The organism is Paludisphaera soli (assembly GCF_011064595.1).
Taxonomy (GTDB): Bacteria; Planctomycetota; Planctomycetia; order Isosphaerales; family Isosphaeraceae; genus Paludisphaera; species Paludisphaera soli.
Genome location: NZ_JAALJI010000023.1, coordinates 38313 through 59874, shown reverse-complemented (window position 1 = coordinate 59874; position 21562 = coordinate 38313). Strand labels below are relative to the sequence as shown.

The 21562-nt window shown below is 71.6% G+C and carries 16 protein-coding genes; 8 read left to right on the top strand and 8 right to left on the bottom strand.

What is annotated here, in order from left to right:
* Positions 1 to 105 precede the first annotated feature (105 nt).
* Both G6O68_RS23670 and G6O68_RS23665 read left to right on the top strand, forming a co-directional pair.
* Entirely contained in the window at positions 106 to 1257 is a 1152-nt protein-coding gene (locus tag G6O68_RS23670; RefSeq protein WP_165251129.1) for a DUF1559 domain-containing protein, read from the top strand.
* A 52-nt stretch (positions 1258 to 1309) separates the two neighbouring features.
* Entirely contained in the window at positions 1310 to 1792 is a 483-nt protein-coding gene (locus G6O68_RS23665) for a hypothetical protein (protein WP_240911481.1), read from the top strand.
* Positions 1793 to 1799: 7 nt separating this feature from the next.
* Here the strand turns inward: G6O68_RS23665 and G6O68_RS23660 are convergent, their stop codons facing one another.
* From G6O68_RS23660 to G6O68_RS23640, 5 genes are all read right to left on the bottom strand, one after another.
* Positions 1800 to 4721, bottom strand: a complete 2922-nt coding sequence (locus tag G6O68_RS23660) for an FG-GAP-like repeat-containing protein (RefSeq protein ID WP_165251128.1) — start codon at positions 4719 to 4721, stop codon at positions 1800 to 1802.
* A 58-nt stretch (positions 4722 to 4779) separates the two neighbouring features.
* Positions 4780 to 7653 (bottom strand): FG-GAP-like repeat-containing protein, encoded by a 2874-nt coding sequence (locus G6O68_RS23655; protein ID WP_165251127.1) that lies wholly within the window; start codon positions 7651 to 7653, stop codon positions 4780 to 4782.
* Between the two features lie 133 nt (positions 7654 to 7786).
* Positions 7787 to 8869 carry a DUF1559 domain-containing protein gene (locus tag G6O68_RS23650; protein WP_165251126.1) on the bottom strand — a complete coding sequence of 361 codons (1083 nt, stop codon included), beginning with the start codon at positions 8867 to 8869 and terminating at the stop codon, positions 7787 to 7789.
* A 112-nt stretch (positions 8870 to 8981) separates the two neighbouring features.
* A complete protein-coding gene (locus tag G6O68_RS23645; RefSeq protein WP_165251125.1) occupies positions 8982 to 9242 on the bottom strand; it encodes a hypothetical protein in 261 nt (86 codons plus the stop codon).
* Positions 9243 to 9818: 576 nt separating this feature from the next.
* On the bottom strand, positions 9819 to 11009 hold the full coding sequence (locus tag G6O68_RS23640; protein ID WP_240911480.1) for a heparan-alpha-glucosaminide N-acetyltransferase domain-containing protein: 1191 nt from the start codon (positions 11007 to 11009) through the stop codon (positions 9819 to 9821).
* A gap of 330 nt (positions 11010 to 11339) precedes the next feature.
* Between G6O68_RS23640 and menC the strand changes: the two genes are divergently transcribed.
* Genes menC through G6O68_RS23625 form a run of 3 tightly spaced genes read left to right on the top strand, consistent with a single transcriptional unit; the run spans position 11340 to position 14473 of the window.
* The gene (gene menC / locus G6O68_RS23635) at positions 11340 to 12452 is read left to right on the top strand and encodes an o-succinylbenzoate synthase (protein WP_165251123.1); all 1113 of its coding nucleotides are present in this window, start codon (positions 11340 to 11342) and stop codon (positions 12450 to 12452) included.
* A 31-nt stretch (positions 12453 to 12483) separates the two neighbouring features.
* Entirely contained in the window at positions 12484 to 13623 is a 1140-nt protein-coding gene (locus G6O68_RS23630) for a M20 family metallopeptidase (protein ID WP_165251122.1), read from the top strand.
* Between the two features lie 25 nt (positions 13624 to 13648).
* The gene (locus G6O68_RS23625) at positions 13649 to 14473 is read left to right on the top strand and encodes a hypothetical protein (protein ID WP_240911479.1); all 825 of its coding nucleotides are present in this window, start codon (positions 13649 to 13651) and stop codon (positions 14471 to 14473) included.
* A gap of 13 nt (positions 14474 to 14486) precedes the next feature.
* Here G6O68_RS23625 and G6O68_RS23620 read toward each other — a convergent pair whose 3' ends face one another.
* Positions 14487 to 15053 carry a hypothetical protein gene (locus G6O68_RS23620; RefSeq protein WP_165251121.1) on the bottom strand — a complete coding sequence of 189 codons (567 nt, stop codon included), beginning with the start codon at positions 15051 to 15053 and terminating at the stop codon, positions 14487 to 14489.
* 131 nt (positions 15054 to 15184) lie between these two features.
* Here G6O68_RS23620 and G6O68_RS23615 point away from each other — a divergent pair, with 131 nt between their 5' ends.
* Together G6O68_RS23615 and G6O68_RS23610 are read left to right on the top strand one after the other, a co-directional pair.
* Positions 15185 to 16327, top strand: a complete 1143-nt coding sequence (locus tag G6O68_RS23615) for a cellulase family glycosylhydrolase (RefSeq protein ID WP_165251120.1) — start codon at positions 15185 to 15187, stop codon at positions 16325 to 16327.
* A 103-nt stretch (positions 16328 to 16430) separates the two neighbouring features.
* A complete protein-coding gene (locus G6O68_RS23610; protein WP_165251119.1) occupies positions 16431 to 17756 on the top strand; it encodes a hypothetical protein in 1326 nt (441 codons plus the stop codon).
* Positions 17757 to 17851: 95 nt separating this feature from the next.
* Here the strand turns inward: G6O68_RS23610 and G6O68_RS23605 are convergent, their stop codons facing one another.
* Both G6O68_RS23605 and G6O68_RS23600 read right to left on the bottom strand, forming a co-directional pair.
* Positions 17852 to 19051, bottom strand: a complete 1200-nt coding sequence (locus G6O68_RS23605) for a pyroglutamyl-peptidase I family protein (RefSeq protein ID WP_165251118.1) — start codon at positions 19049 to 19051, stop codon at positions 17852 to 17854.
* Positions 19052 to 19690: 639 nt separating this feature from the next.
* Positions 19691 to 20200: a hypothetical protein gene (locus G6O68_RS23600; RefSeq protein ID WP_165251117.1), complete on the bottom strand. Its 510-nt coding sequence runs from the start codon at positions 20198 to 20200 to the stop codon at positions 19691 to 19693.
* A 262-nt stretch (positions 20201 to 20462) separates the two neighbouring features.
* On the opposite strand from G6O68_RS23600, the gene G6O68_RS23595 reads away from it, so the two are divergent.
* The gene (locus tag G6O68_RS23595; RefSeq protein WP_165251116.1) at positions 20463 to 21368 is read left to right on the top strand and encodes a spermidine synthase; all 906 of its coding nucleotides are present in this window, start codon (positions 20463 to 20465) and stop codon (positions 21366 to 21368) included.
* The last annotated feature ends 194 nt before the right edge of the window (positions 21369 to 21562 follow it).

Below are 21562 nucleotides of genomic sequence, written 5' to 3'. Positions count from 1 at the left end.
CAGCACCCCCGCCCGAGCCGACTCGACCACGAGAGGCGAACCCCCTTTCGTCCGCAGGCGACCGACCAGACGCATGGAGGCCCTGCCCGGGAATCGAGTCGAATCATGAGGATTTCCACGTCTCTCGATCGCGCCGAGGCGCGGTCGACGCCCGCCGTCTCCGTCCGCCGGGGCTTCACGCTGATCGAGCTGCTGGTGGTGATCGCCATCATCGCCGTCCTGATCGCGCTGCTCTTGCCGGCCGTCCAGAGCGCCCGCGAGGCCGCCCGCCGCGCACAGTGCACCAACAACCTGAAGCAGATCGGGCTCGGCCTGCACAACTACCACAGCGTGTTCGAGTCGTTCCCGCCCGGGGCGTTGTTCGGCCGACGCGCCGACCTGACGCTGGGGAACAACCGGGACTTCTCGGCCCTCGTGCGGCTCCTGGGGTTCACGGAGCAGCCGGCCCTGTACAACGCCGCCAACTTCGCGCTGGCGTGCTTCAACGACGACGCCTACGGCAACCACGCCAACTCGACCACGACGACCACGCGGCTGGCCCTGACCCTCTGCCCGTCGGCGACGCCGCCGTCGTGGAACCACCAGGGGTCCGGGGCCCTGTTCAACTCGCTGCGGGCCCCGGGCGGCAACTACTTCGCCTCGGTCGGGGCGACGATGGAGTTCGCCGGCCAGCAGAGCGGCGGCCCGCCGAACGGCGTCTTCGAGTACGTCGGCGAGCTGGGCCGGAGCCACGGGATCCATAAGATCACCGACGGCACGAGCAACACCATCGCCTTCGGCGAGTGGCGGACCGGCAGCGGCAACCCCAACGTCACCACCATCCCCAGCGACATCATCTTCATCGGCGCCTTCCCCGCCGGCACTCAGCGCAACGACGGGTCGCTGGGGTCGCCGCTCCTCCAACGTTCCGCCTTCCTGGCCTGGGCCTCCCAGTGCGCCGCGGCCGCCAAGGACCGCAACGGCTACTACGGCAAGAGCACCACGCTCGGCCAGAACTGGTCGCTGGGGCTGGTGGGCTACTCGATGGGCAACATCCTGCTCGGCCCCAATCCCCGGTTCCCCAACTGCTCGACCCACGCCAGCGGCACCCTCCAGACCCCGGGCGTCTGGGGCCTCAGCAGCCTCCACCCCGGCGGCGCGAACATCCTCCTGGCCGACGGCTCGGTCCGGTTCCTGAAGGATTCGGTGGCGCTGGAGACCGTCTGGGCCCTCGGCACCCGGGCCGGCGGCGAGATCATCTCATCCGACGCTTACTGAGCCCCGACGCCCCCACCCATTCGACCCTCGATCATCCTGGAGCCAGATAACCGTGCTTCGCCTGAACACCCTTCGCGCGTCGTCCTCGCTCCGCGCCTCGACGGTCCTGCTCGCCCTGGTCGCCGCCGGATGCGGCGCCCAGGAGGGCCCGCCGCGCGAGCCCGTCGCGGGCGTCGTCACCCTCGACGGCCAGCCCCTGGAGAAGGGGCTCATCACCTTCACCCCCGAGGCCGGCGGCGAGCTGGTCGTCAGCGGCCTGATCGTCGACGGGGCCTTCAATCTCCCCCGCGATGAAGGGCCCGGCCTCGGCCCCCACCGCGTCGACGTCTGGTCGAAAAAGGCCACCGGGAAGGCCGTCAAGAACCCCGACGATCCCGAGAACCCGAACGAGGAGCGGGTCGAGATCGTCCCGCCGCGCTACAACCTCAGGTCCGAGCTGAAAGCCGACGTGGTGCAGGGGGGTGAGAACCGCTTCACCTACGAACTGACCGGCTCGAAGGCCGCCCCCAAGAAGATCGCGTCGAGCCGGCGGTGATCGCCGCTCAATCCCGACGCCTCGCCTCGGGCTCCCCCTCGCGCAGCTCGAAGACCCCGCCGGCGGGGAGGTCGGCGAACTCCTGTTCGAGGCCCGAGGGCCAGCGGACGCGGATCGACTCCGCCCGCTCCGCCCCGCCCAGGCCGAACCAAAGGCGCGGGTCGTGCGCGGAGAGGTAGCCCGTGCCGCTGGAGAGGATCCGGACCTGCTCTTTCCCGCCGACGCGGCAGGCGACGCGGGCGCCGACGGGAGTCGAGCCCGAACGGCCGCGGAGGCGGAGCCCCACCGAACGGCCGCCGGGCGTGGTGTTCTTCAGAACCACCGCCGGCGCGTCCCGATGGACGACGACCAGGTCGACGCGGCCGTCGCCGTCCAGGTCGCCCGCGGCCAGGCCCCGGGCCACCACGCGCCGCGACAGATAGGGGACGGTCGACGGGTCGATCGGCTCGAACCGCCCCCCTTCCCCGCCGTGGAAGGCCTGAGGGAGCTGGGCCATCGGGGTGTTGATCCAGGGCTGGTCGTCGACGTGGCCGTTGGCCATGAAGAGGTCGGGCCGGCCGTCGTCGTCGAAGTCGGGCGCCGCGACGCCGAAGCCCGTGGCGATCGGCCCCGAAGCGTGCAGGTTCGCCCCCAGCGTCGCGTCGACGAACAGGCCCTTCCCGAGGTTGCGGAACAGGCTGTCGGGCTCGTTCAGGAAGTTGGCGACGAACAGGTCGGTCAGGCCGTCGCCGTCGAGGTCGTCGGCCACCACGCCCATGCTCGCGGTCGCCCGCCCCGCCCCGTTCAGGGCGACGCCCGCCTCCAGGGCCGACTCCTCGAACCTCAGACCGCCCCGGTTGAGGAACAGGAAGTCGGGCGAGAGGTCGTTGGCGACGAACACGTCGAGCCGGCCGTCGCCGTCGAGGTCCGCGACCGCCATGCCCAGCCCGCGACCGCCGGGCGCGGCGTCCACCCCCGACTCCCGGCTGACGTCGGTGAACGTGCCGTCGCCGTCGTTGCGGAACAGCAGGTCGGGCTGCGCCTCGAAGAGCGCGGGGGAGCAGTGGAGCGCCCGGCCGGTGCCGTCGCGACACTCCGGGACGTTCACCGGGTCGGCCGAGACGTAGGTGACGACGAACAGGTCGAGGTCGCCGTCGCCGTCGAAATCGCCGAAGCCCGCCGCCGTCGTCCAGCGGTCCGAGCCGACGCCGGCCTTCTCGGTGACGTCCTCGAACGTCCCGTCCCCCTTGTTCCGATACAGGACCGTCCGGCCCAGCCCGGTGACGAACAGGTCGTCGCGGCCGTCGCCGTCGTAATCGCCGACGACGCAGCCCATCCCGTAGCCCTGGCCCGGCGCGCCGGCCTTCTCGGTGACGTCCTCGAACGTCCCGTCGCCCCGGTTGCGGTACAGCTTGTTGGGGCCCGGGGGGTCGGCCGGGTCGTACGGCAGGCGGCAGCCGTTGACGAAATAGATGTCGAGCCGGCCGTCGTCGTCGTAGTCGATCAACCCCACGCCCCCCCCCATCGTGTCGCCGAGGTAGAGGTCCCCCTTCGCCGCGCAGTCATACTGGTACGAGATCCCGGCGGACGCGGTGACGTCCTCGAGCTGGAGCCGCACGACCGGCGAGGCCGTCTGGGCCGCCGAAGCGGCGAGCCGACCGACGTCCGACGCCGCCTTCGCCCGGACGGGGCGCGAGAGGGCCACCGGGGGGGGCGTCGGCGCCTCGGGCAGCTCGCCCAGGGCCGATCGCGCCGAGGCGCTCGACGGGTCGACGCCGGCGGCGAGTTCGTACCAGGCCCGCGCCTCGGCCGTCAGGCCGGCCCCGCGGCAGAGTGCGCCGAGAGTTTCGTAAGGCGGGTCGACGTCGAATCCTTTGCGGAGGGCGGCGTCGAACGCGCGGCGGAACTCGACCTGCTCCGCCTTGATCGCGGCGGCCCGGTCGAGGCTCCGACGGGCCTCGTCGGCGCGGCCCAGGCGGTTGAGCGCCTGGCCGAGCCGGTAGTGCGCCTCGGGGTCGCGCGGGTTCGCGGTCGCGGCCTCGCGGAAGCTGGCGAGCGCGTCGTCCGGGCGGTCGAGGGCCTCCTGCAGCCGGCCGCGCAGGACGGACCAGCGCGCCGCGTCGGCGGGGGCCTCCGGGCGCGGGCCGAGAATCGATTCGTCCCCCCGGAACCGGCCGAGCGTGAGCAGGCACTCCGCGAGCGCGAATCGCCCGACCGGGTCGTCGGCGAGGGCCTCGGCCGCCGCCTCCAGGTGGGGGAGCGCCTCGGCGGGCCGGCCCTGCATCGCCAGCGCCAGGCCCTTGATCCGGCGCAGGAACGGGTCGGTCGGCGTGCGGGCGAGGAACTCGTCGACCTCGGCGGTGAACCCGCGCGCGTCGTTCTCGTAGGCCGAGAGGTTCTGCACCAAGCTGGAGAGCACGCGCGGGTCGCGGGTGGCGCGGAACAGCTCCCAGAGCACGTCGCGGGCCTCGCCGTGGCGTTGCTGGAGGCTCAGGAGATAGATCAGCCGGCGGCGCGGCTCGGCCTCCTTCGGATCGGCCGCGGCCTGGCGGAAGGCGCGCTCGGCCTCGGGGGCGTCGTGGAGCCGGAGCGCGATCTCGCCGACGGTCGTCATCGCCCGGACGCGCTCCGGCGCCGAATCGGGCACGCCCCGGAGCAGCTCGGCCGCGTCCGCCGACTTGCCGATCCCGGCCAGCAGCATCCCGCGCATCAGGCGGGCTTCGCCGTCGCCCGGATGGGCCTCGATCCAGCGGGCGAGGCGGCCGTCCACCTCGGCCCAGCGTCCCTGGGAAGCGGCGGCGCGAATGGCGGCCATCGAGTCGGCGGGGCGCGAGTCGCGGGCGGAGGCCGCCAGCCAGAAGGCCGCCCCCACGGCGACCGCGGCGAGGACGACCAGGACGAGGGCGACCCGCCAGACCCTGCGACGGGCCGGTTTCCGCTTGGCGGCCATGCTCACCACCCCTCCCGAACGAACGATCCCAGGCCGCCGTGCTCGCCCCTCGCGCATCTTACGGCCCCCCCGGACGCGCGGTCAACGCGGCCGGTCGCGGAGCCGCCTCCGGCGAACCCTCGCGCAGCCGGTAGGTCGCGCCGGCGGCGAGGCCCTCGTGGCGATCGACGCGGCCCGAGGGCCAGCGGACCTCGACTCGCTCGGCCTTCGCCGCCTCGCCCAGCCCGACGTGGAGGATCGGCGAAGACGCCGACTGGTAGCTCCCCCCGCCGATCCGCTGCACGACCCGACGCCGCCCTTCCGGGTCGACCACCGTCACCGTCGCGCCGACGCCGTCGCGGTTGGACTCCGTCCCCTCCAGCTCGAACGCGATCGAACGGCCCCCCTCGGAGACGTTGCGAAGATAGGCGGCGGGCTCGTCCTGCGACTGCACCACCACGTCGACGCGGCCGTCGCCGTCGAGGTCGCCGACCGCCAGTCCCCGCGCGATCCGGGGGACGGCGAACGCCGGCCCCGCGTCGGCCGAGACGTCGACGAGGCGGCCGCCGGGCGTCCCCTGCAGAAGCTGAAGGGGCATCTTCCAGGGATAGACGGGGCGGCCGTCGTGGATGTGGCCGTTGGCCGTCATCAGGTCGAGCCGGCCGTCGTCGTCGGCGTCGAGGAAGTCCATCCCGAACCCGAGCAGGTTCCGGCTGGCGGCCTTGAGGCCGATCGCGGCGGTCCGGTCGGCGAACAGGCCGTCGCCCAGGTTCTGGAAGAACGAGGTCGACTCGCTGTAGAAATTGGTCACCGTCAGGTCGGGCCGGCCGTCGCCGTCGAGGTCGCCGCAGGCCACCCCCATCCCGGCCTGGTAGCCGCCGCTCGAATTCGCCGCCACGCCGGCCTCCAGCGCCCGCTCCTCGAACCGCATCCCCCCCTTGTTCAGGAAGAGGTAGTTGGCCGACATGTCGTTGGCGACGAACAGGTCGACCCGGCCGTCGCCGTCGAGGTCCGCCGCCAGCACGCCCAGCCCTCGGCCTTCGCGTTCGAGGACGCCGGATTCCTCGGTCACGTCGACGAACCGCCCGCCGTCGTTGCGGAAGAGGTGGTCGGGGAGCGCCGGGAAGTCGCGCGGGTTGCAGTTGTAGCGCGAGGGGTCGTCGGGGTCGACGCAGGTGCGGTCGTCGCGATCGTCCCAGGCGAGGTAGTGGCAGACGTAAAGATCCAGGTCGCCGTCGCCGTCGAGGTCGGCGAACGCGGCCGACGTCGGCCAGTCGCGGTCGCCCGCCAGGCCCCAGGACGCGGTGGCGTCCTCGAACGTTCCGTCGCCCCGGTTCCGGTACAGGGCGTAGCTCCGCCAGCGGGTGACCAGCAGGTCGGGGAAGCCGTCGCCGTCCACGTCCCCCACGGCGACGCCGTGGCCGTAGCCGTGCGCGCCGCCGAGGCCCGCGGCCCGGGTCGCGTCCTCGAACGTCCCGTCGCCCCGGTTGCGGAACAGGCGGTCGCCCGGGTCGGCGGAGTCCGGCCCCTGGGGGAAGCGTCCCGACTGCACGAGGAACACGTCGAGGCGGCCGTCGCGATCGTAGTCCAGCAGGGCCACGCCGCCCGAGAAGGTGACCGGCGGGATGAGCCGGCCCGCGCCCGCGCCGCTCTCGTGGACGAACCGCAGCCCGGCCGACTCGGCGTCGTCGCGGAAGCGAGGGCGGGCCCGAGGCGTCTCGTCGGCGAGGGCGGGACCGGGCTTCGCCGCCGTCAGGGCCGCGACCACCTCGGGCATCGCTTCGGCCAGCGTCCGCCCGGGGGCGGATCGCGGGGCGAGCTTCCGGCCGGAGGCCCGCGCCGTCCAGAATTCGGCGTCCGCGACCCGGCCCGCGTCGGCCGCCAGGGTCGCCAGCTCGGCGGGGCGGTCGGCGGCGTCGGCCGTCCCGAGCCGGCGGAGGTAGGCGAGGAGCTTCCGGTCGTATTCGGCCCGTCGCTCGCGGTATCCGGCCGCCTCGTCGCCCCGGCCGGCCTCGATCGCCAGCTCGGCCAGCCGTTCCAGGGTGCGCGGGCTGGCCGGCCGGGCCTCCAGGGCGCGTCGCTCCGCCTCCGCGTCGCGGCCAAGTCGCGCCGCCCAGACGCGAAGCTCGGCGATGCGCGGCTCATCCTGCGGGCCGGCCGGCAGGTGGGCCATCGCCCGCGCCACCAGGTCGGGACGCTCGGCCTGGAGCCCGCACTCCAGGACCATCTCCCAGGTCGGGCGATCGTCGGGCCGGCGCAGGAGGCAGATTTCCAGCAGCTCCAGGGCCTTGGGGAACTCCTGCGCGCGGATCGCCAGGTGGGCCAGGCCGAGCCGGACCCGGTCGTCGTCGGGCGCGAGGCCCGCCGCCGTCGCGAAGTAGTCCCGCGCGGCCTCGGCGGGGAACGGCTCGATCTCCAGCCGGTACAGGCTCTTCAGGGCCTCGACCGGGTCGGGCTGCTCGTCGAGCCCGTCGGCGAACAGCCGACGCGCCTCGGCCCCGCGCCCCTCCAGCGACAGGAGCTGCACAAGGGCCCAGCGCACGCGGGGGCTGGGCGATGCGGCCAGGGCGGCGCGGAGGCGGTCCTCGGCGTCGGCCAGGCGGCCCCGCTCGCGGTCCAGCTCGGCCCATTTCGTCGCCGCCATCCCGGCGTGGGGCGCCTCGCCGGGCGCGATCCGCGACCAGGACGCCCGGGCCCGGTCGTTGCGGCCGAGGGCCATCTCGCCGAGGCCGATCAGGTAGTGGACCTCGCCCGTCCCCGGCCTCCCGGTGGCGAGGGGCTCCAGCCGTCGCAGGGCCTGGGCGGTCCGGCCGGCGAGCAGATCCTGCTTGGCCGCCTCCAGGTCGGCCTGGAAGCGACGCTCCGAGAACGCCCGCCAACCGATGGCGGCGAGCCCGGCCGCGACGATCAACAGGGCGACGCCCCACCGGGAGACGGAGCCTTTCCGCTGCATCGGCGATCCCTCGGCGGTGGGGACGTGAAAGGGCCGGCCGGCGAGACGGGCTCGCGGGCCGACCCTTGGATTGGGAACTGCGACGAGGCCGGCCGGGGCGTTCCGGCCCCGGCCGCCGCGGTCGATCGATCGATCAATACTGGTCGGCGCTGATGATCTCGCCGCCGGCCCGCGTGTGCAGGGCCTGGTAGATGCCGTAGGGGGGCAGGGCGCCGCCGCCGGTGCCGGTGTAGGGCTGGGTGCGGTCGGTGAAGTTGACCAGGAGCGGGTTCCAGGAGTTGATCGAGTCCTTGAGGAACCGGACCGAGCCGTCGCACATGCCGACGTTCACGCCGCCGGGGTGGAGGCTGGTCGCCGTGCAGGTGTAGTTGTTGCCGGTCGGGAACTTGTTCGGCACCAGCAGCGCCGCGGCCCGCGACTTGAAGAAGTTGGGCGGGAAGATGGCGGAGTAGGCGCCGTCGCCAACCATGCCGGTGGTCCACCAGTTGGGATCCCACCAGTTGACGTTGGTCCCTTGGGCGGCCTTGGTATACGACTTCTCGCCCATCATGACGGTGTTGCTCGTGCCGTCGGTGATGTCGCCGAGCTTGATGCACTTGCCGTTGGGCTCGGCGCGGGGGGGGTTCGCCGTCGCCGGGCGCCCGGCGTGCTCGAAGATGCCGCTGTTCTGGCTGACCAGGGCCTGCGGGACGTTGTCGCGGCCGGCGTAGTAGTAGAGCACGCCCGCGTTGGCGCCATAGCTGGTGAAGGTCATCGGGATCGGGGCGTCGTCCCAGCCGTCGGTCGGCTGGCCGGCGTAGCGCTTGCCGACGATGTCGCCGTCGCTGGGGCACCACAGCGCGCTGAGGCCGATCCCGTTGACCGTGGCGTTGGTGGCCACGTACAGGAAGACCTGGTTGTTGTACGCGTTGTAGACGTTCGACTGCTCGATGAACGCCGCCATCGCCAGGAAGGGGCCGGCGTTCTGCCGCACCCAGCCTCCCGTCCAGTAGCCGAACTGGTCGCCCATCGGGAACGACCCGTTGACGTCCTGATAGTTGTGCATCGCCAACCCGAGTTGCTTGAGGTTGTTCGTGCACTGGATACGGCGGGCGGCCTCGCGGGCCGACTGGACGGCCGGCAGGAGCAACGCGATGAGCACGGCGATGATGGCGATGACCACCAGCAGCTCGATCAGGGTGAAACCGAATCGAGGATTCCGACGCGACAATGTCATGGATGGCACTCCACTCGAGGGACGAAATGAGGACCGAGAAAGGGGAACGGGCCCGGTCGCCGGGTTGGGGCGAGATGCCCCGCCGACGCGGCCCGTGAAGAGACGAGGGACGTCAGGAGCGCCGCTTCTTGCCCTTGCCCTTGGCGGCCGCTTCCTGCTTCGACTCCTCGATCTCCTGGCGGCGCAGCTCGCCGCGACCGAGCTCGGCGTTGGGGTCGGCCTTGACGGTCGCGCCCTCGGGCTTGGGGAAGTCCTGGCTGTAGGCGACCTGGCCCTCGCCCTCCCCGCAGCCGGTGAAGGCGAGGCCGGACGCGAGGACCAAGGGCGCGAGGCACCGGAACCGCGTACGCGAGATCGACGCTGCAAGAGGCATGGGTGGGAGTCTCCACTCGACGTTCGGGAAGCTGCGACGCAACCGACGAAGACGCAACGTTGCGGGGCCCACCTTCAGCGTGGGCCAGGGGACCGTCACGGAAGCAAGCGACGAGTGAGGCGGGACGGGAAAGTGCCAGACGGTGCGTGAACGCCGCCCATCGACACGCGCTCATCCTTGATCGATCGTTCCTTCGTGTCAACTGAAAATCGACTCACGGTGAGACGACGCCGGGAAGTCCGTCGGGCGGGCCGCGAGACTTCCTTGAAGTCGGGGCGAGCGGGTCGCGGGCGAGATCGCTTCGCCGCGGCTCAGGCGCCGCAGGCGTCGGCGATCACGCCCGCTCTACGTATTTCCTCGGAGTCGCAACGAATATCTTCGGGGTCGCCGGAGCATCCGTCATGAATGGACGGAGCTTGCCGGCATGCAGCGAGGCCTTGAATTGGGACATCGAGAATGGTACCGCGCGACCGCGGAAAACGAAAACGGATTCCCGATGATTCATCGATTTTTCAGGGGCTCGTCATCATAGGCTCGCCGAACGTGCCGAAAATCAACAAATGACGACGCGACGGCCTAAAGCCTCAGGTAGATCTTGCGGCTTTCCAGGGACCTGACGAACATCCAGGAGATCCCGAAGAACACCGCCAGCGCGATCAGGCAGTACCAGAGGGGCGAATCCTTGGGTGTCACCCCCAGGACGGACTCCTCGACGTAGTGGTGGATGATGTACGCCGCCAGCGGGTTCTGCCCCAGGGTGCGGAAGAGGCCCACGTGCACCCCGGCCACGTCGCAGGCGGGGATGAACAGCGCGTAAAGCGCGATCGCGAAGCCCGACGAGAAGAACATGAACGGCAGGCTCACCAGCTTCTTGTTGATCTGCCAGTAGTTCACCGGCAGCACGTCCTTCGGCGGCGGCTGGATGAACGGCGGGGTCGCCAGCAGGCTGGTCAGGCCTCGGCCCGAGGCGTTCCCCCAGGGGGGGACCACCGGCGACGCCGCGACGTTCTTGCCCGCGACCTCGACGCTCCCCTGCCGCGTGTCGTAGAGCGTCGCCAGGCAGTTGAGCCCGTAGCCGACGGCCATCATCGCGACCCCAGCCGCCAGCAGCCGCCGCGCCGCGACCGCCGGGGCGTGCGCCGTCATCACGTCGTAGACCAGGGTGCCGAAGAGCATCGGCACGGCCCAGCTCAGCGGTCCGAAGAAGCCGCCGTCCCAGGCCCCCTTGCCCGTCGTCCCCCAGAGGTCGTCCATCCAGTTCGGCAGGCCGTAGATGTAGAAGACGTTGAACGAGTACGCCATCCCCAGCGCCAGCGCCATCAGCGCCGCCGTCGCCGCCGCCCGCACCCGGAATCCCGCCGCGATCACCGGCATGATCACGATCTGGGTCACCCCGATGATCGCCAACACCTCCCACAGGTCGGCCTTCAAGACCCCCAGGATGAACCGCCCCGGGGCGTCGGCCAGGTCCTCCCACTTGCCGACCCCGAAGTCCTCCCGGCCGTACATCACGATCGAGATCAGGACCAGCGCCAGGCTCCGGACGAAGAACCCGCCGTAGGTCGCGGCCGCCCCCTTCTTCTCCAGCCGGCGCAACACCGACAGCCTGTACGAGAAGCCCGCCGCGAACAGGAACGCGGGCATGATCGTGTCGGCGTAGCTGAAGTAATGGTCGTGATGCTTGAGCACTTCCGGGAGCGCCTTCAGACCCCCCACGAAGTTCACCACGAACATCCCGGCCACCGTGTAGCCGCGGAACTGGTCCATCGACACGATCCGCGGCGCCGCGGTCGGGGTCGACGGGGGACTGACGGGGACGGCGCTCATGGGCGACCCTCGATTCGATTCCAAGGCGAAGGGATCCGGCGCGCGACGGGGACGCCGGCCCCGAAGGACCGGGCGCGAATGATCCTATCGGCTCGCCCCCGCCCCAGCAACGAGCCCGATCGGGCGGTTGTCGATTTTCACCAATCCGAACGACTTCATCCTCAAATCATCGCCCGATCCAAACGTCTTTATTAAAGCCCCGGCCGCGGCGCCGACTCGCGGAGGCCGGCGATCCTTGACATCCCCCGGCCGGAAAACGAAGCTGGGACGATGCGTATCGAACAGATCGACCTCGCGATCGTGCGGCTGCCCTTGATCCGTCCCTTCCAGACGAGTTCGAGCCGGAAGGCGCACCTGGACCACATCCTGGTGCGGATCGTGGCCGACGGCGTGGAAGGCTGGGGGGAATGCGCCAGCCCCTCCGACCCGTTCTACTGCCCGGAGACGACCGAGACCTGCTGGCACATCCTCCACGACTTCCTCGCCCCGATGACGCTGGGGAAGCCCTGGGCGACGATCGAGGAGCTGACCGCCCTCTACAAGAAGGTGAAGGGGAACGGCTTCGCCCGCGCCGGGCTGGAGATGGCCTGCTGGGACGCGCTCGCCCGGTCGCAAGGGATGCCGCTGCACCGGCTCCTGGGGGGCACGCGCGGCGAGGTCCTCTCGGGCGTCAGCCTGGGGATCGAGTCGAATATCGGCGCGGTCTTCGAGAACATCGACCAGTACCTGGCCGAGGGCTACCGCCGGATCAAGCTGAAGATCGCGCCCGGCTGGGACGTCGACGTGGTCCGCCAGGTCCGCGAGCGTCATCCCGACGTCGCCTTGCAGGTCGACGCCAACTCGGCCTACACGCTCGACGACCTGGACCTGCTGAAGCGGCTCGACGAGTTCGACCTGCTGCTGATCGAGCAGCCGCTGGCGCACGACGACATCATCGACCACGTGAAGCTCCAGGCCGCGCTGAAGACGCCGGTCTGCCTGGACGAGAGCATCCACTCGGCCGAGGACGCCCGCAAGGCGATCGAGCTGGGGGCCTGCCGGGTGATCAACATCAAGGTCAGTCGGGTGGGCGGCCCGCTGGAGGCCCGCCGGATCCACGACGTCTGCCGCGAGCGCGACGTCCCGGTCTGGTGCGGCGGGATGCACGAGTTCGGCATCGGCCGGGCGGCCAACGTGGCCGTCGCCAGCCTGCCCGGGTTCTCGCTCCCGGGCGACGTCTCCGGGTCGGACAAGTATTACCGCGAGGACGTGGTCGAGCCGGCGATCCTGGCGACGAACGGGTCGATCGCCGTCTTCAATGGCCCCGGCCTGGGGGTCGAGCCCGTCCCCGACCGGATCCGCAAGAACACCCTCCGCGCCGCGACCCTCCGCGCGGGCGCCTGAGCCTCCATCCGATCCCGAGCCCGAGCCCGCCATGACTCCGCAAGCCGTCCGCACGTTCGTCGAAGACCGCCTCGAAGGCTACCTCGCCGAGCTGAAGGGGCTGGTCGAGCACGAATCCCCCAGCGGCGACAAGGGGCGGCTCGACCTGCTGGCCGGGACGATCGCCGAACGCTGGGCGGGCCTCGGCGGGGCCGTCGAGCGCGTCGCCAACGACTCCGGGGGCGACCACCTCGTCGGCCGGTTCTTCGCCGAGGCGCCCGGCCGCGCGGCGCTGGTCGTCGGCCACTTCGACACCGTCTGGCCGGTCGGCACGATCGGCCGCCTCCCCTTCCGCCGCGAGGGGGATCGGCTGTATGGCCCGGGCGTTTACGACATGAAGACCAGCCTGATCCTGGTCGCCGCCGTGCTCGAAGCGTTCGCCGCGCACGGCCTCGCCCCGGCCCGGCCGATCACCCTGCTGTTCACGTCGGACGAGGAGGTGGGGAGCAAGACCTCGCGGCGTTTGATCGAGGCCCTGGCCCGCGAGAGCGCCCACGCCCTGATCCTGGAGCCCCCCCTGGCCGACCGCTCGCTCAAGACCGCGCGGAAGGGGGTCGGCCGATTCACGCTGACGGTGGACGGCAAGGCGGCGCACGCCGGGGTCGCGCCCGAGCTGGGGGCGAACGCAATCGTCGAGCTGGCGCATCAGGTCCTCAAGATCGTCGCCCTGAACGACCCGGCCGCCGGGACGACGCTGAACGTCGGGCTGGTCGCGGGGGGGACGACCCCGAACGTCGTCCCCGCGAGGGCGACGGCCGAGATCGACGCCCGCGCCGTGACGATCGCCGGGGCCGAGGCGGTCGAGAGGGCCATGCTCGGCCTGACGGCGGTCACCCCCGGCACCCGCGTGACCGTCGAAGGAGGCTTCAACCGCCCGCCGATGGAGCGGAGCCCGGGCGTCGCCCACCTGTTCGCGAAGGCGCGGAAGCTCGGCGAAGGACTCGGCCTGGCGCTGACCGAGGGCTCGACCGGCGGCGGCAGCGACGGCAACTTCACCGCGGCCGTCGGCACGCCGACCCTCGACGGCCTGGGGGCGCACGGCGGCGGCGCCCACGCCGACGACGAGCACGTCGCGATCGAATCGATCCCCGAGCGAGCCGCGCTGCTGGCGGCCCTCCTCCTGGAAATCTGACCCCGAGAATCCGCGAAGGAATCCCATGCCCAATTTCCGCCGCGTGCTGGAAGGCGGCGTCGTCCTGCGACGCGCCGAGAGCCCCGAGGACTACCGCGCCTGCCAGCACGCCCAGCGCAGGGCGTGGGGGATCTCCGAGGACGGCTACGTCATCCCCGTCGCCACGATGGTCGGCGCCAACCTGCACGGCGGCCTGGTGCTGGGGGCGTTCCTGGAGGACGGCTCGGCCGTCGCCATGTCGTTCGGCTTCATGGGCCGCATCGACGGCCGGCCCTGCCTGTACTCGCAACTCACGGGGGTCGTCCCCGGCCGCCAGTCGCTGGGGCTGGGCCGCGAGATGAAGCTCCTCCAGCGCGACTTCGCCCGCGCCGAGGGCCTGCCGATCATCGCCTGGGCGTTCGACCCGCTGCAGTCCGGCAACGCCCGTTTCAACCTGGTGAAGCTGGGCGCGAAGGTCCGTCGCTACGTGGACGACATGTACGGCCCCCGCACCGACGCCCTCAACGCCGGCGTGCCGACCGACCGCGTGATCGCCGAGTGGGAAGTCATCGACGAGCCCACGCCGCAGCCCGAGCAACCCGCCGAGGCCGACCACGCCCCCAGCCTGATCGAGGTCCGCGACGGCTTCCCCCGGGTCGTCTCGACCCCGGCCGCCGACCGCCTCCGGCTGCCGATCCCGTACGACGTGGCCCCGATGCGCCGCGACCACCCCGAGACCGCCGAGGCCTGGCGCAAGGCCGTCCGCCAGGCGATGAAGACCGCCTTCGGCCTGGGCTACGAGGCCGTCGGCTTCCACCGCCAGGACGACCGCCGCTGCGGCTACATCCTCGCCCGAAGGCCGAGGGCCTGACCGCCCCGCCCCGCTACGACCAGGCCAGCGCCCAGGGGAGCAGGTGCCAGGAGACCGCGTACACCGCCGCCAGCCCTCCCCCGATCGCCAGGATCCGGCCGAAGGCGCGATCCAGCAGGCTCAGCAGGACGATCACTACCAGAACGCAGGTGCAGAAGACCAGCAGGCCGAGCAGGATCGGCACGGACTGCCTCGGGGCCGAGACGGCCAGGGCCGCGATCACGAGCCAGGCGACCCCCAGCGCGCTCGCGAGGACCCGGACGACGCCGTCGTACGCCCGGCCCGTGTAGCCGCCCCGGAAGAGCGTCGACGGGAACTCGCCGTCGCCCAGGGCCGCCTCGGCCCGCGCCCGGCGGTCGCGGACGAAACGTCGGAGGCGCAGCAGCTCGCGGCCCCCGAGGAGGGCGAAGAACGGCAACGGCAGGACGAGCGCCGCCAGGCTGGGTCCGACCCAGCCCCGAAGCCCCCCCGGCGTCGCGCGCAGGAGCCCCAACGCCGCCGCCGTCCCGGCCGCGAAGATCAACAGGTCGGAAGTCGTGAGCCAGGAATTTCGCCTCGGCGGCAGCACGATCGACGACATCGCCCCTTCTCCCTTTCGCGGCCACCCCCCTCGCCGGCGAGATGCACGGCGGCGCGGGCTCGATTAGAATCCTAGGCCGTGCGCCGCGATACCACCCGCCCCCTCTTCCGATCGTGGAGGTCCGGCAACTCATGTCGATTCCAAGACCGGCCTGCGCCTCGGCCCTGCTCGTTCTCGCCCTCGCCGCCCCCCTCCCCCGGACGCTCGGCGAAGGGCCGAAGCCCCCGGCCCTCGCCCGGGTCGTCGTGAGCGCGGACAGGACGCACTTCGTCCTCGACGGGTCGGACCGGCGTTTCCTCCTCTGGGGGGTCAACTACGACCACGACGACGCCGGCCGGCTGCTGGAGGACTACTGGGCCGACGAGTGGGACGCGGTCGTCGAGGACTTCCGCGAGATCAAGGACCTGGGCGCGAACGTCGTCCGGGTCCACCTCCAGACGGGCAAGTTCCTGAAGTCCGCCGTCGAGGCCGACGAGGTCAACCTCAAACGCCTGGCCGAGCTGGTGAAGCTCGCCGAGGCGACCGGGCTGTACCTCGACCTCACCGGCCTGGGATGTTACCACAAGCAGGACGTCCCCGCCTGGTACGACGCGCTCGACGAATCCGCCCGCTGGGACGCCCAGGTGACCTTCTGGAAGGCGGTCGCCGGCGCCTGCAAGGGGAGCCCCGCCGTCTTCTGCTACGACCTGATGAACGAGCCCGTCCTCACCGGCGGCAAGGATCCCGAGAGCTGGCTCGTCGGCGAGCCCCTGGGGGGCAAGTACTTCGTCCAGCGCATCACGACCGACATGAAGGGCCGCAAGGACCGCGAGGTCGCCGCCGCCTGGATCCGCCGGCTGACCACGGCGATCAAGGAGGTCGACGACCGCACCCTGATCACCGTCGGCGTGATCCCGTGGGCCCAGGTGTTCAAGGGGGCGAAGCCCCTGTTCCACGACCCCGAGGTCGGCAGGCCGCTCGACTTCGTCGCCGTCCACTTCTACCCCAAGGCCGGCAAGCTCGACGAGACCCTGGAGGCGCTCAAGGTCTACGAGGTCGGCAAGCCGCTGGTCATCGAGGAGATCTTCCCCCTCGGCGCCAGCCTGGAGGAGACCGAGACGTTCATCGAGCGGTCGAAACAGCACGTCGACGGCTGGATCACCTTCTACTGGGGCAAGACGGCCGCCGAGTGCGAGAAGGTCGGCGACATCCCCCACGCGATCACCGCCGCCTGGCTCAAGCGGTTTCGCACGCTGGCCCCCGCCGAGTCGCGGGCCGAGATCGGGGTTCCCTGAGGGCGGAGGGGGCGGGACAATGGAGCCCTGCCGCGAAGGGTTCGAAGGCGAACCCGCCCCGCTCGGGGGCCAAGCCCACGCATCCCGACCCAGGACTCCGCCGATGCCTCGACGCTCGACCTTGCTGCTCGCCGCCCTGTTGATCGCGCGCCCGGCGGGGGCGTCGGACGGCTTCCACCCGGCGGGGCACGTCGCCGAGGGCCTGCCGGCCGACGGGACGCCGGTCCGGGCCTACGCCGCCGACCCGGACTCGCCGCTGAACGCCCTGTTCACGCTGCTCTTCCAGGTCGAGCGCGTCCCGGAGGAAGTCGGCGCGGCCCTGCCGACCGAGCGCCAGGCCGGGGGCGAAGACGACGCGGCGTTCTACAAGCCGGGCTGGTACTTCCGCAAGCGGCCCGGCGTCGAGGCCGACCGCGTGGTCGTCGGCGGCGACGTCCGCACCTCGCCCGTGCAGTCCCTCGACCCTTCGGACGCGGCCCGCGCGATCGAGCTGCTCGCGATGATCGCGACCCCGGAGAAGGTCGACGCGATCCCGGAACTCCGGTCGCCGACCGCCCGGCTCCTCCTCCAATGGGACCTCTGGAACGCCCTGCGACGGTTCGAGGCCGAGGGCGGCGACCCCGCGCTCCTGCAAGCGCTGGCGAAGGGGGTCCGCGCGTGCGGCCAGCCGGCCGAGGTCCTTCGCGGCCTGCCGAGCGGGACGGACGAGCTGCACGCGCGGTTCGCGAGCGGCCGTCCCCAGGATCGCCGCGCCCCGTATTTCCCGGCCGGGCTGCTGGCGGACGACCCGGGCTCGCCCTGGGTGGAGCTGGATCGGGCGTCGACCAAGCTCTTCCACGGCGCGAGCAGCTACCGCGCGGCCCGGGTCTTCGTGAACGCCGGCAGCCGAGCGGCGTCGACCGCCCTGATCGAGTCGGCGAAGGGGACCGGGGCGGCGGGCGCGGGGCCGGCCCGCGTGCCCGAGGGGACCGAGGCGGCCATCGTCCTCTCGCTGATCGGCCTGACGCCCGATCTGGAGCCGGTCGCCACCCCGATGGTCGACGAGGTCCGGGTCCGCGCCCTGGCGGGGCCCCGCGTGCTCGACCCGGCGGGCGACACCACCTCGCGCGACGGCCTGAACACCTGGATGTACCTGCGGACCCGCAACGGCACGCTGGTCGACCCCGACCGGGGTGCCTTCCGGTTCGTCCCGGACACGGCCCAGTCGATCTTCCTGGAGTACGGCACGGCCAAGCGGACGACCTACGCCGCCCAGTGCACCCTCTGCCACCGGACCACGTCCGACGGCGGCCAGGTCGACGCCGGCTTCCGCTCGCTGGGCAAGTACGCGAAGCCCCGCCTGGCCGAGTCGCCCGACGTCCGTTTCCGCCTCGCCGAACGCGAGGTGGCGCACGCCGTCGCGTCGCTCAAAGGTCGACTCGCCGAGTGAGGCCGGAGCGGGCCGAAAAGCTTATGATCGTCGGCCGGATTCCCGTGGTCCGGGCCCGGCCCGGAATAAGCTGCGGGGTCGAATGCCTCCGACCCCTACTCGTCCTCGGTCGAGTAGAACAGCAGGTTGACGATCCGCCAGCGGCCTCGATCCTCCTTCAGGGTGAAGTGATCGTAGCCCTTGTCGACGCGGGAGCCGGCGGTGAGCTTCCAGGAGACCACCGCGCGGGCGAGCTGCTGCTCGAACCGGATCTCGATGGACTCCGGGACCTCGACCATCCGGACGGGCGAGCGGCGGTGGACGTCGCGCTGGCTGGCGACGAACCGGGGGCGGGCGAGGGTGAAGAGCTGGCCCTGCTCGTTGATGTGCTGGATGGAGGCGTCGGTCATGAAGCAGTCGTCGTAGCCGTCCATGTCCTGATCGGACCACACCTTGAAGTAGTGCTCGACGAACGCCCGGACCTCCTTCTCGCGGGCCGTCGCCGAGGACGCGGCGGGGGCCGCGGGCACCTGGGACCGGAACGAGGCCGGCCGCACGACGGGGTCGGTCTTGGGGCGAGGCGCGGCCTGATCGAGTTCGCGCCAAGCGTCCAGCAAGTCCATGACGTAGCTCTCCACGTAGGGGGCGTCCACGTCCCGATACGGGACCTTCACGCCGAGCGGCGGGACGTGGCTGAACAGCACGGGCCCGCGGATCTTCCCCGCCTTCTTCAGGTATTCGAGGCTGTAGAGCATCTCCTCGCAGAGGTACCGGCCGGCCTCGTCGGAGACCTTGACGGTCCGGCCCCGCTCGACGAGGGCCCCGACGAGCCGCTCGACGTCCGCCGTGGCCACGAACGCGATCGGGCCGTCGGCCGCGATGGCCGGCCTGCCGGGCTTCTTGCCGTCGTTGTCCGGGAAGGCCCAGCGGTCCCGACGCGCGAGCCCCTCGATCGTGAAGTAGCCCGGCCGCCCCTGGCCGAACGCGAAGACGGCGACCGGGTCGTGCTCGGCGACCAGGGCCTCCAGCCGCTTGAGCGGCTCGTCCCAGACCACCGGGAGCTGCCGGGCGACCAGCTTGTAGCCCCGCCACTCGCGGCCGTCGAGCCCCTTGATCCCCTCCCAAGAGGAGTTCGGCGGCTTCCCCTTGCCGAAAGGCTCGAAGCCGGTCAGCAGAATCACAGGCGGGTCGGCCGCGGCCGGGATCGGGGCCGGCGCCTCCTGGGCGGACGCGGGGCGGGCGGTCCCGAGGGCCGAGGCGAACAGCAGCAGGAAGGAGGCCGCGAGCGTCGCGCGGCGGGAGATCGGAGGCGTCACGGGCGGGGCTCCTCCCGGGGGCTCGGGTCGCGGGGCGCCCCGGCGTCCGGGCCGGGGCCGATCGGCGGCGCAGCCATTGGAGCAGAGCGCCCCGCCGGACGCAACCCGCGCCGGCGCGCCCGACGGGGCGGTCCCTCCGATCCGGGCCGCGCCGCCCGGCCCCCCGAGGATCGGCTTCGATTGGGTTCGTTCGCGCGCGGACATCGGGCCGGTTTATCCACACAAACGATTACCCGAAAGCAACTTGCGACCGTCATAAGGATTGGCTTCGTTCGGCGCGTTCTTCGACGTTCCGCACTCGACATCACCGGCCCGGGAGTGTTTGGAGAGGGTCGAATTCGGGTGCCACGGGTTCCCCGAACCCGTGGATCGGCGTCGGGCCGTTCCTGGGCCTTCGGCGAGATCCCCGGCCGGTTCACGGGTTCGGGGAACCCGTGGCACCCAAAGGACTTCCTTCGCCGTTTGGTGGCGTCGGGCGAGGAGGCTCCGCTTCGGCCCATCGTCCGCGATCGCGAGTCTGGTGTTGGCCATCGGGGACCACGCTCCGAGAATCGAAGGGCGCGCAGAATCCCCCCATTGATCCTGGCCCGCGATCGAGGATCGGGGAGCTGGGAAACTCCCAATCCGGCCCGGCCGCGATCAATCCACGGGGGCCTTCCGCTTCATGGTGAAGGTCCCCTGAACGCCCGAGATGTCCCACGTCCCTTCGAGCACCTGGGACGAGTCGGACGAGACCGTCCCCTTGTAGACGACGTCGTGGCTCTGGCCGGCGGTGCCGTCATAGGTTTTGATGAGGGTGAGCCCCTGCGTGGCGGGGTCGAGCCGGCCCTCGGCGGTGGCGTGGAGCCAGGGGGAGTCGGCGTCGCCGAACGTGTTGGGCTCGCGGATCATCGCCTTGATCCGGTCCCCCTCCTGGAACAGGTAGGCCGTGAAGACCACGGGGCGCTGGCCCGAGCCCTCCGAGTAGCGGTACTCGCCCGACCAGATCCCCGACATCGCCCCCAGCCGCGCCGCGCAGTTCTCGCAGCAGGCGGGCTTGGCTTTCTCGTCGCCGTCGTCGAACGCCGTCGCGGCCGACCCGAGGGCCAGGACCGCCGTCACCACGAACCCGCACGCCACACTGGACCGACCATTCCGCATTGCGACCATTGGAAGTGACTCCCGAGAGAGAGAAGGGACCGGACGCCTCGTCGCACGACCCGGCGGAGCCGCCGGGAGACGGGCGACGCCGGATTCTGGGCGCGCCGTCCGACGTTTGTAAAGAGGCGAGGCCCGCGTCGGGGGCCGTCGCGCCTTGACCGACCCGCGCGGTCTCCCCTACGATCGGTGTCGCCGGGCCCGTCGGGATGGGCGGGCGGCCGGGCGCGTGGCGTCCGCGAATCGAGGTCCGACGAGGGCGAGGAGAGGTCGCATGCCGCTGGTCCGGTTCTTCCGCAAGGCCCCGCCGTGGGCCACGACCGCGACGGCCCTGGTCCTGGCCCTCGCCGCCGCCTGGCACGCGCCCGCGGGGCTGGCCCGGGGCGCGGCCTTCCAGGTCCCCGGCCAGCTCGAGCTCGACGAGGTGTCCAACTACTCCCACGTCAAGGTGACCCGCGACCGCGGCACGCGCACCCTCTGGTTCGTCCGCGACAACGGCGAGCACGTCGTCGAGAGCAAGCTCGACCTCGACCGCCCGGACGACCTGCTGATCGAATACACCCGGTTCATGTTCCTCAGCTACGTCTTCCGGCCCGAGCCCAAGAAGGTGCTGATCGTGGGCCTGGGCGGCGGCTCGATGGTCCACTTCCTCAAGATCCACGACCCCGAGGTGAAGGTCGACGTCGTCGAGATCGACCCCCTGATCGTCAGCATCGCCGACCGCTACTTCGGCGTGAAGACCGGCGGCAACGTGGACGTCAAGGTGACCGACGGCTTCGCCTACCTGCGGGAATCCGAGGCGAAGTACGACGTCATCTACATGGACGCGTTCCTCCGCCCGTCGGGCGGGACCGACATCACCGGCGTCCCGCTCCACCTGAAGACCCTGGCCTTCTACGAGCAGATCAAGAAGCGGCTCAACCCCGACGGCGCGGTCGTCTTCAACCTGAACCCCCACCTGGCGGTCCAGCAGGACATCCGGACCATCCGCGAGGCCTTCCCGAACACCTACGTGTTCCGCCTCCAGGGCTACGACGGCTTCGTCGTGGTCGCCTCCACGGCCGCCGAGCGGATGTCCCCCACCGCCGTCAGCGCCGCGGCCGCCCGGCTCGACAACGCCGGCCGGTTCAAGGCGCCGTTCTCCTTCCGCGCCATGGCCGGCCGGCTCAGCCGCCGATGACCCGCGCCGCGATGCGGCCCCCCGGGCAAACTCCCGCGCCCAGCCGTGAAGCTCGCTTCCCGGGGAAGTCGACCGGAGTCGCCGCTTTCCGGGCCCCCGCGCCACGCAAGGGGCGAAAATCCTCCCATACGTTCAACGTCGGAGGGATGACCCGCGTGACTCCCGGGCCGAACGTTTTTTGGCACACTATTTGC

Excerpts from the sequence above, each read along its gene's own strand:
- G6O68_RS23670 (WP_165251129.1), top strand. The coding sequence starts at position 106 with ATGAGGATTTCCACGTCTCTCGATCGCGCCGAGGCGCGGTCGACGCCC.
- G6O68_RS23660 (WP_165251128.1), bottom strand. The coding sequence starts at position 4,721 with ATGGCCGCCAAGCGGAAACCGGCCCGTCGCAGGGTCTGGCGGGTCGCC.
- G6O68_RS23655 (WP_165251127.1), bottom strand. The coding sequence starts at position 7,653 with ATGCAGCGGAAAGGCTCCGTCTCCCGGTGGGGCGTCGCCCTGTTGATC.
- G6O68_RS23650 (WP_165251126.1), bottom strand. The coding sequence starts at position 8,869 with ATGACATTGTCGCGTCGGAATCCTCGATTCGGTTTCACCCTGATCGAG.
- G6O68_RS23645 (WP_165251125.1), bottom strand. The coding sequence starts at position 9,242 with ATGCCTCTTGCAGCGTCGATCTCGCGTACGCGGTTCCGGTGCCTCGCG.
- G6O68_RS23640 (WP_240911480.1), bottom strand. The coding sequence starts at position 11,009 with ATGGACCAGTTCCGCGGCTACACGGTGGCCGGGATGTTCGTGGTGAAC.
- menC (WP_165251123.1), top strand. The coding sequence starts at position 11,340 with ATGCGTATCGAACAGATCGACCTCGCGATCGTGCGGCTGCCCTTGATC.
- G6O68_RS23630 (WP_165251122.1), top strand. The coding sequence starts at position 12,484 with ATGACTCCGCAAGCCGTCCGCACGTTCGTCGAAGACCGCCTCGAAGGC.
- G6O68_RS23625 (WP_240911479.1), top strand. The coding sequence starts at position 13,649 with ATGCCCAATTTCCGCCGCGTGCTGGAAGGCGGCGTCGTCCTGCGACGC.
- G6O68_RS23620 (WP_165251121.1), bottom strand. The coding sequence starts at position 15,053 with ATGTCGTCGATCGTGCTGCCGCCGAGGCGAAATTCCTGGCTCACGACT.
- G6O68_RS23615 (WP_165251120.1), top strand. The coding sequence starts at position 15,185 with ATGTCGATTCCAAGACCGGCCTGCGCCTCGGCCCTGCTCGTTCTCGCC.
- G6O68_RS23610 (WP_165251119.1), top strand. The coding sequence starts at position 16,431 with ATGCCTCGACGCTCGACCTTGCTGCTCGCCGCCCTGTTGATCGCGCGC.
- G6O68_RS23600 (WP_165251117.1), bottom strand. The coding sequence starts at position 20,200 with ATGGTCGCAATGCGGAATGGTCGGTCCAGTGTGGCGTGCGGGTTCGTG.
- G6O68_RS23595 (WP_165251116.1), top strand. The coding sequence starts at position 20,463 with ATGCCGCTGGTCCGGTTCTTCCGCAAGGCCCCGCCGTGGGCCACGACC.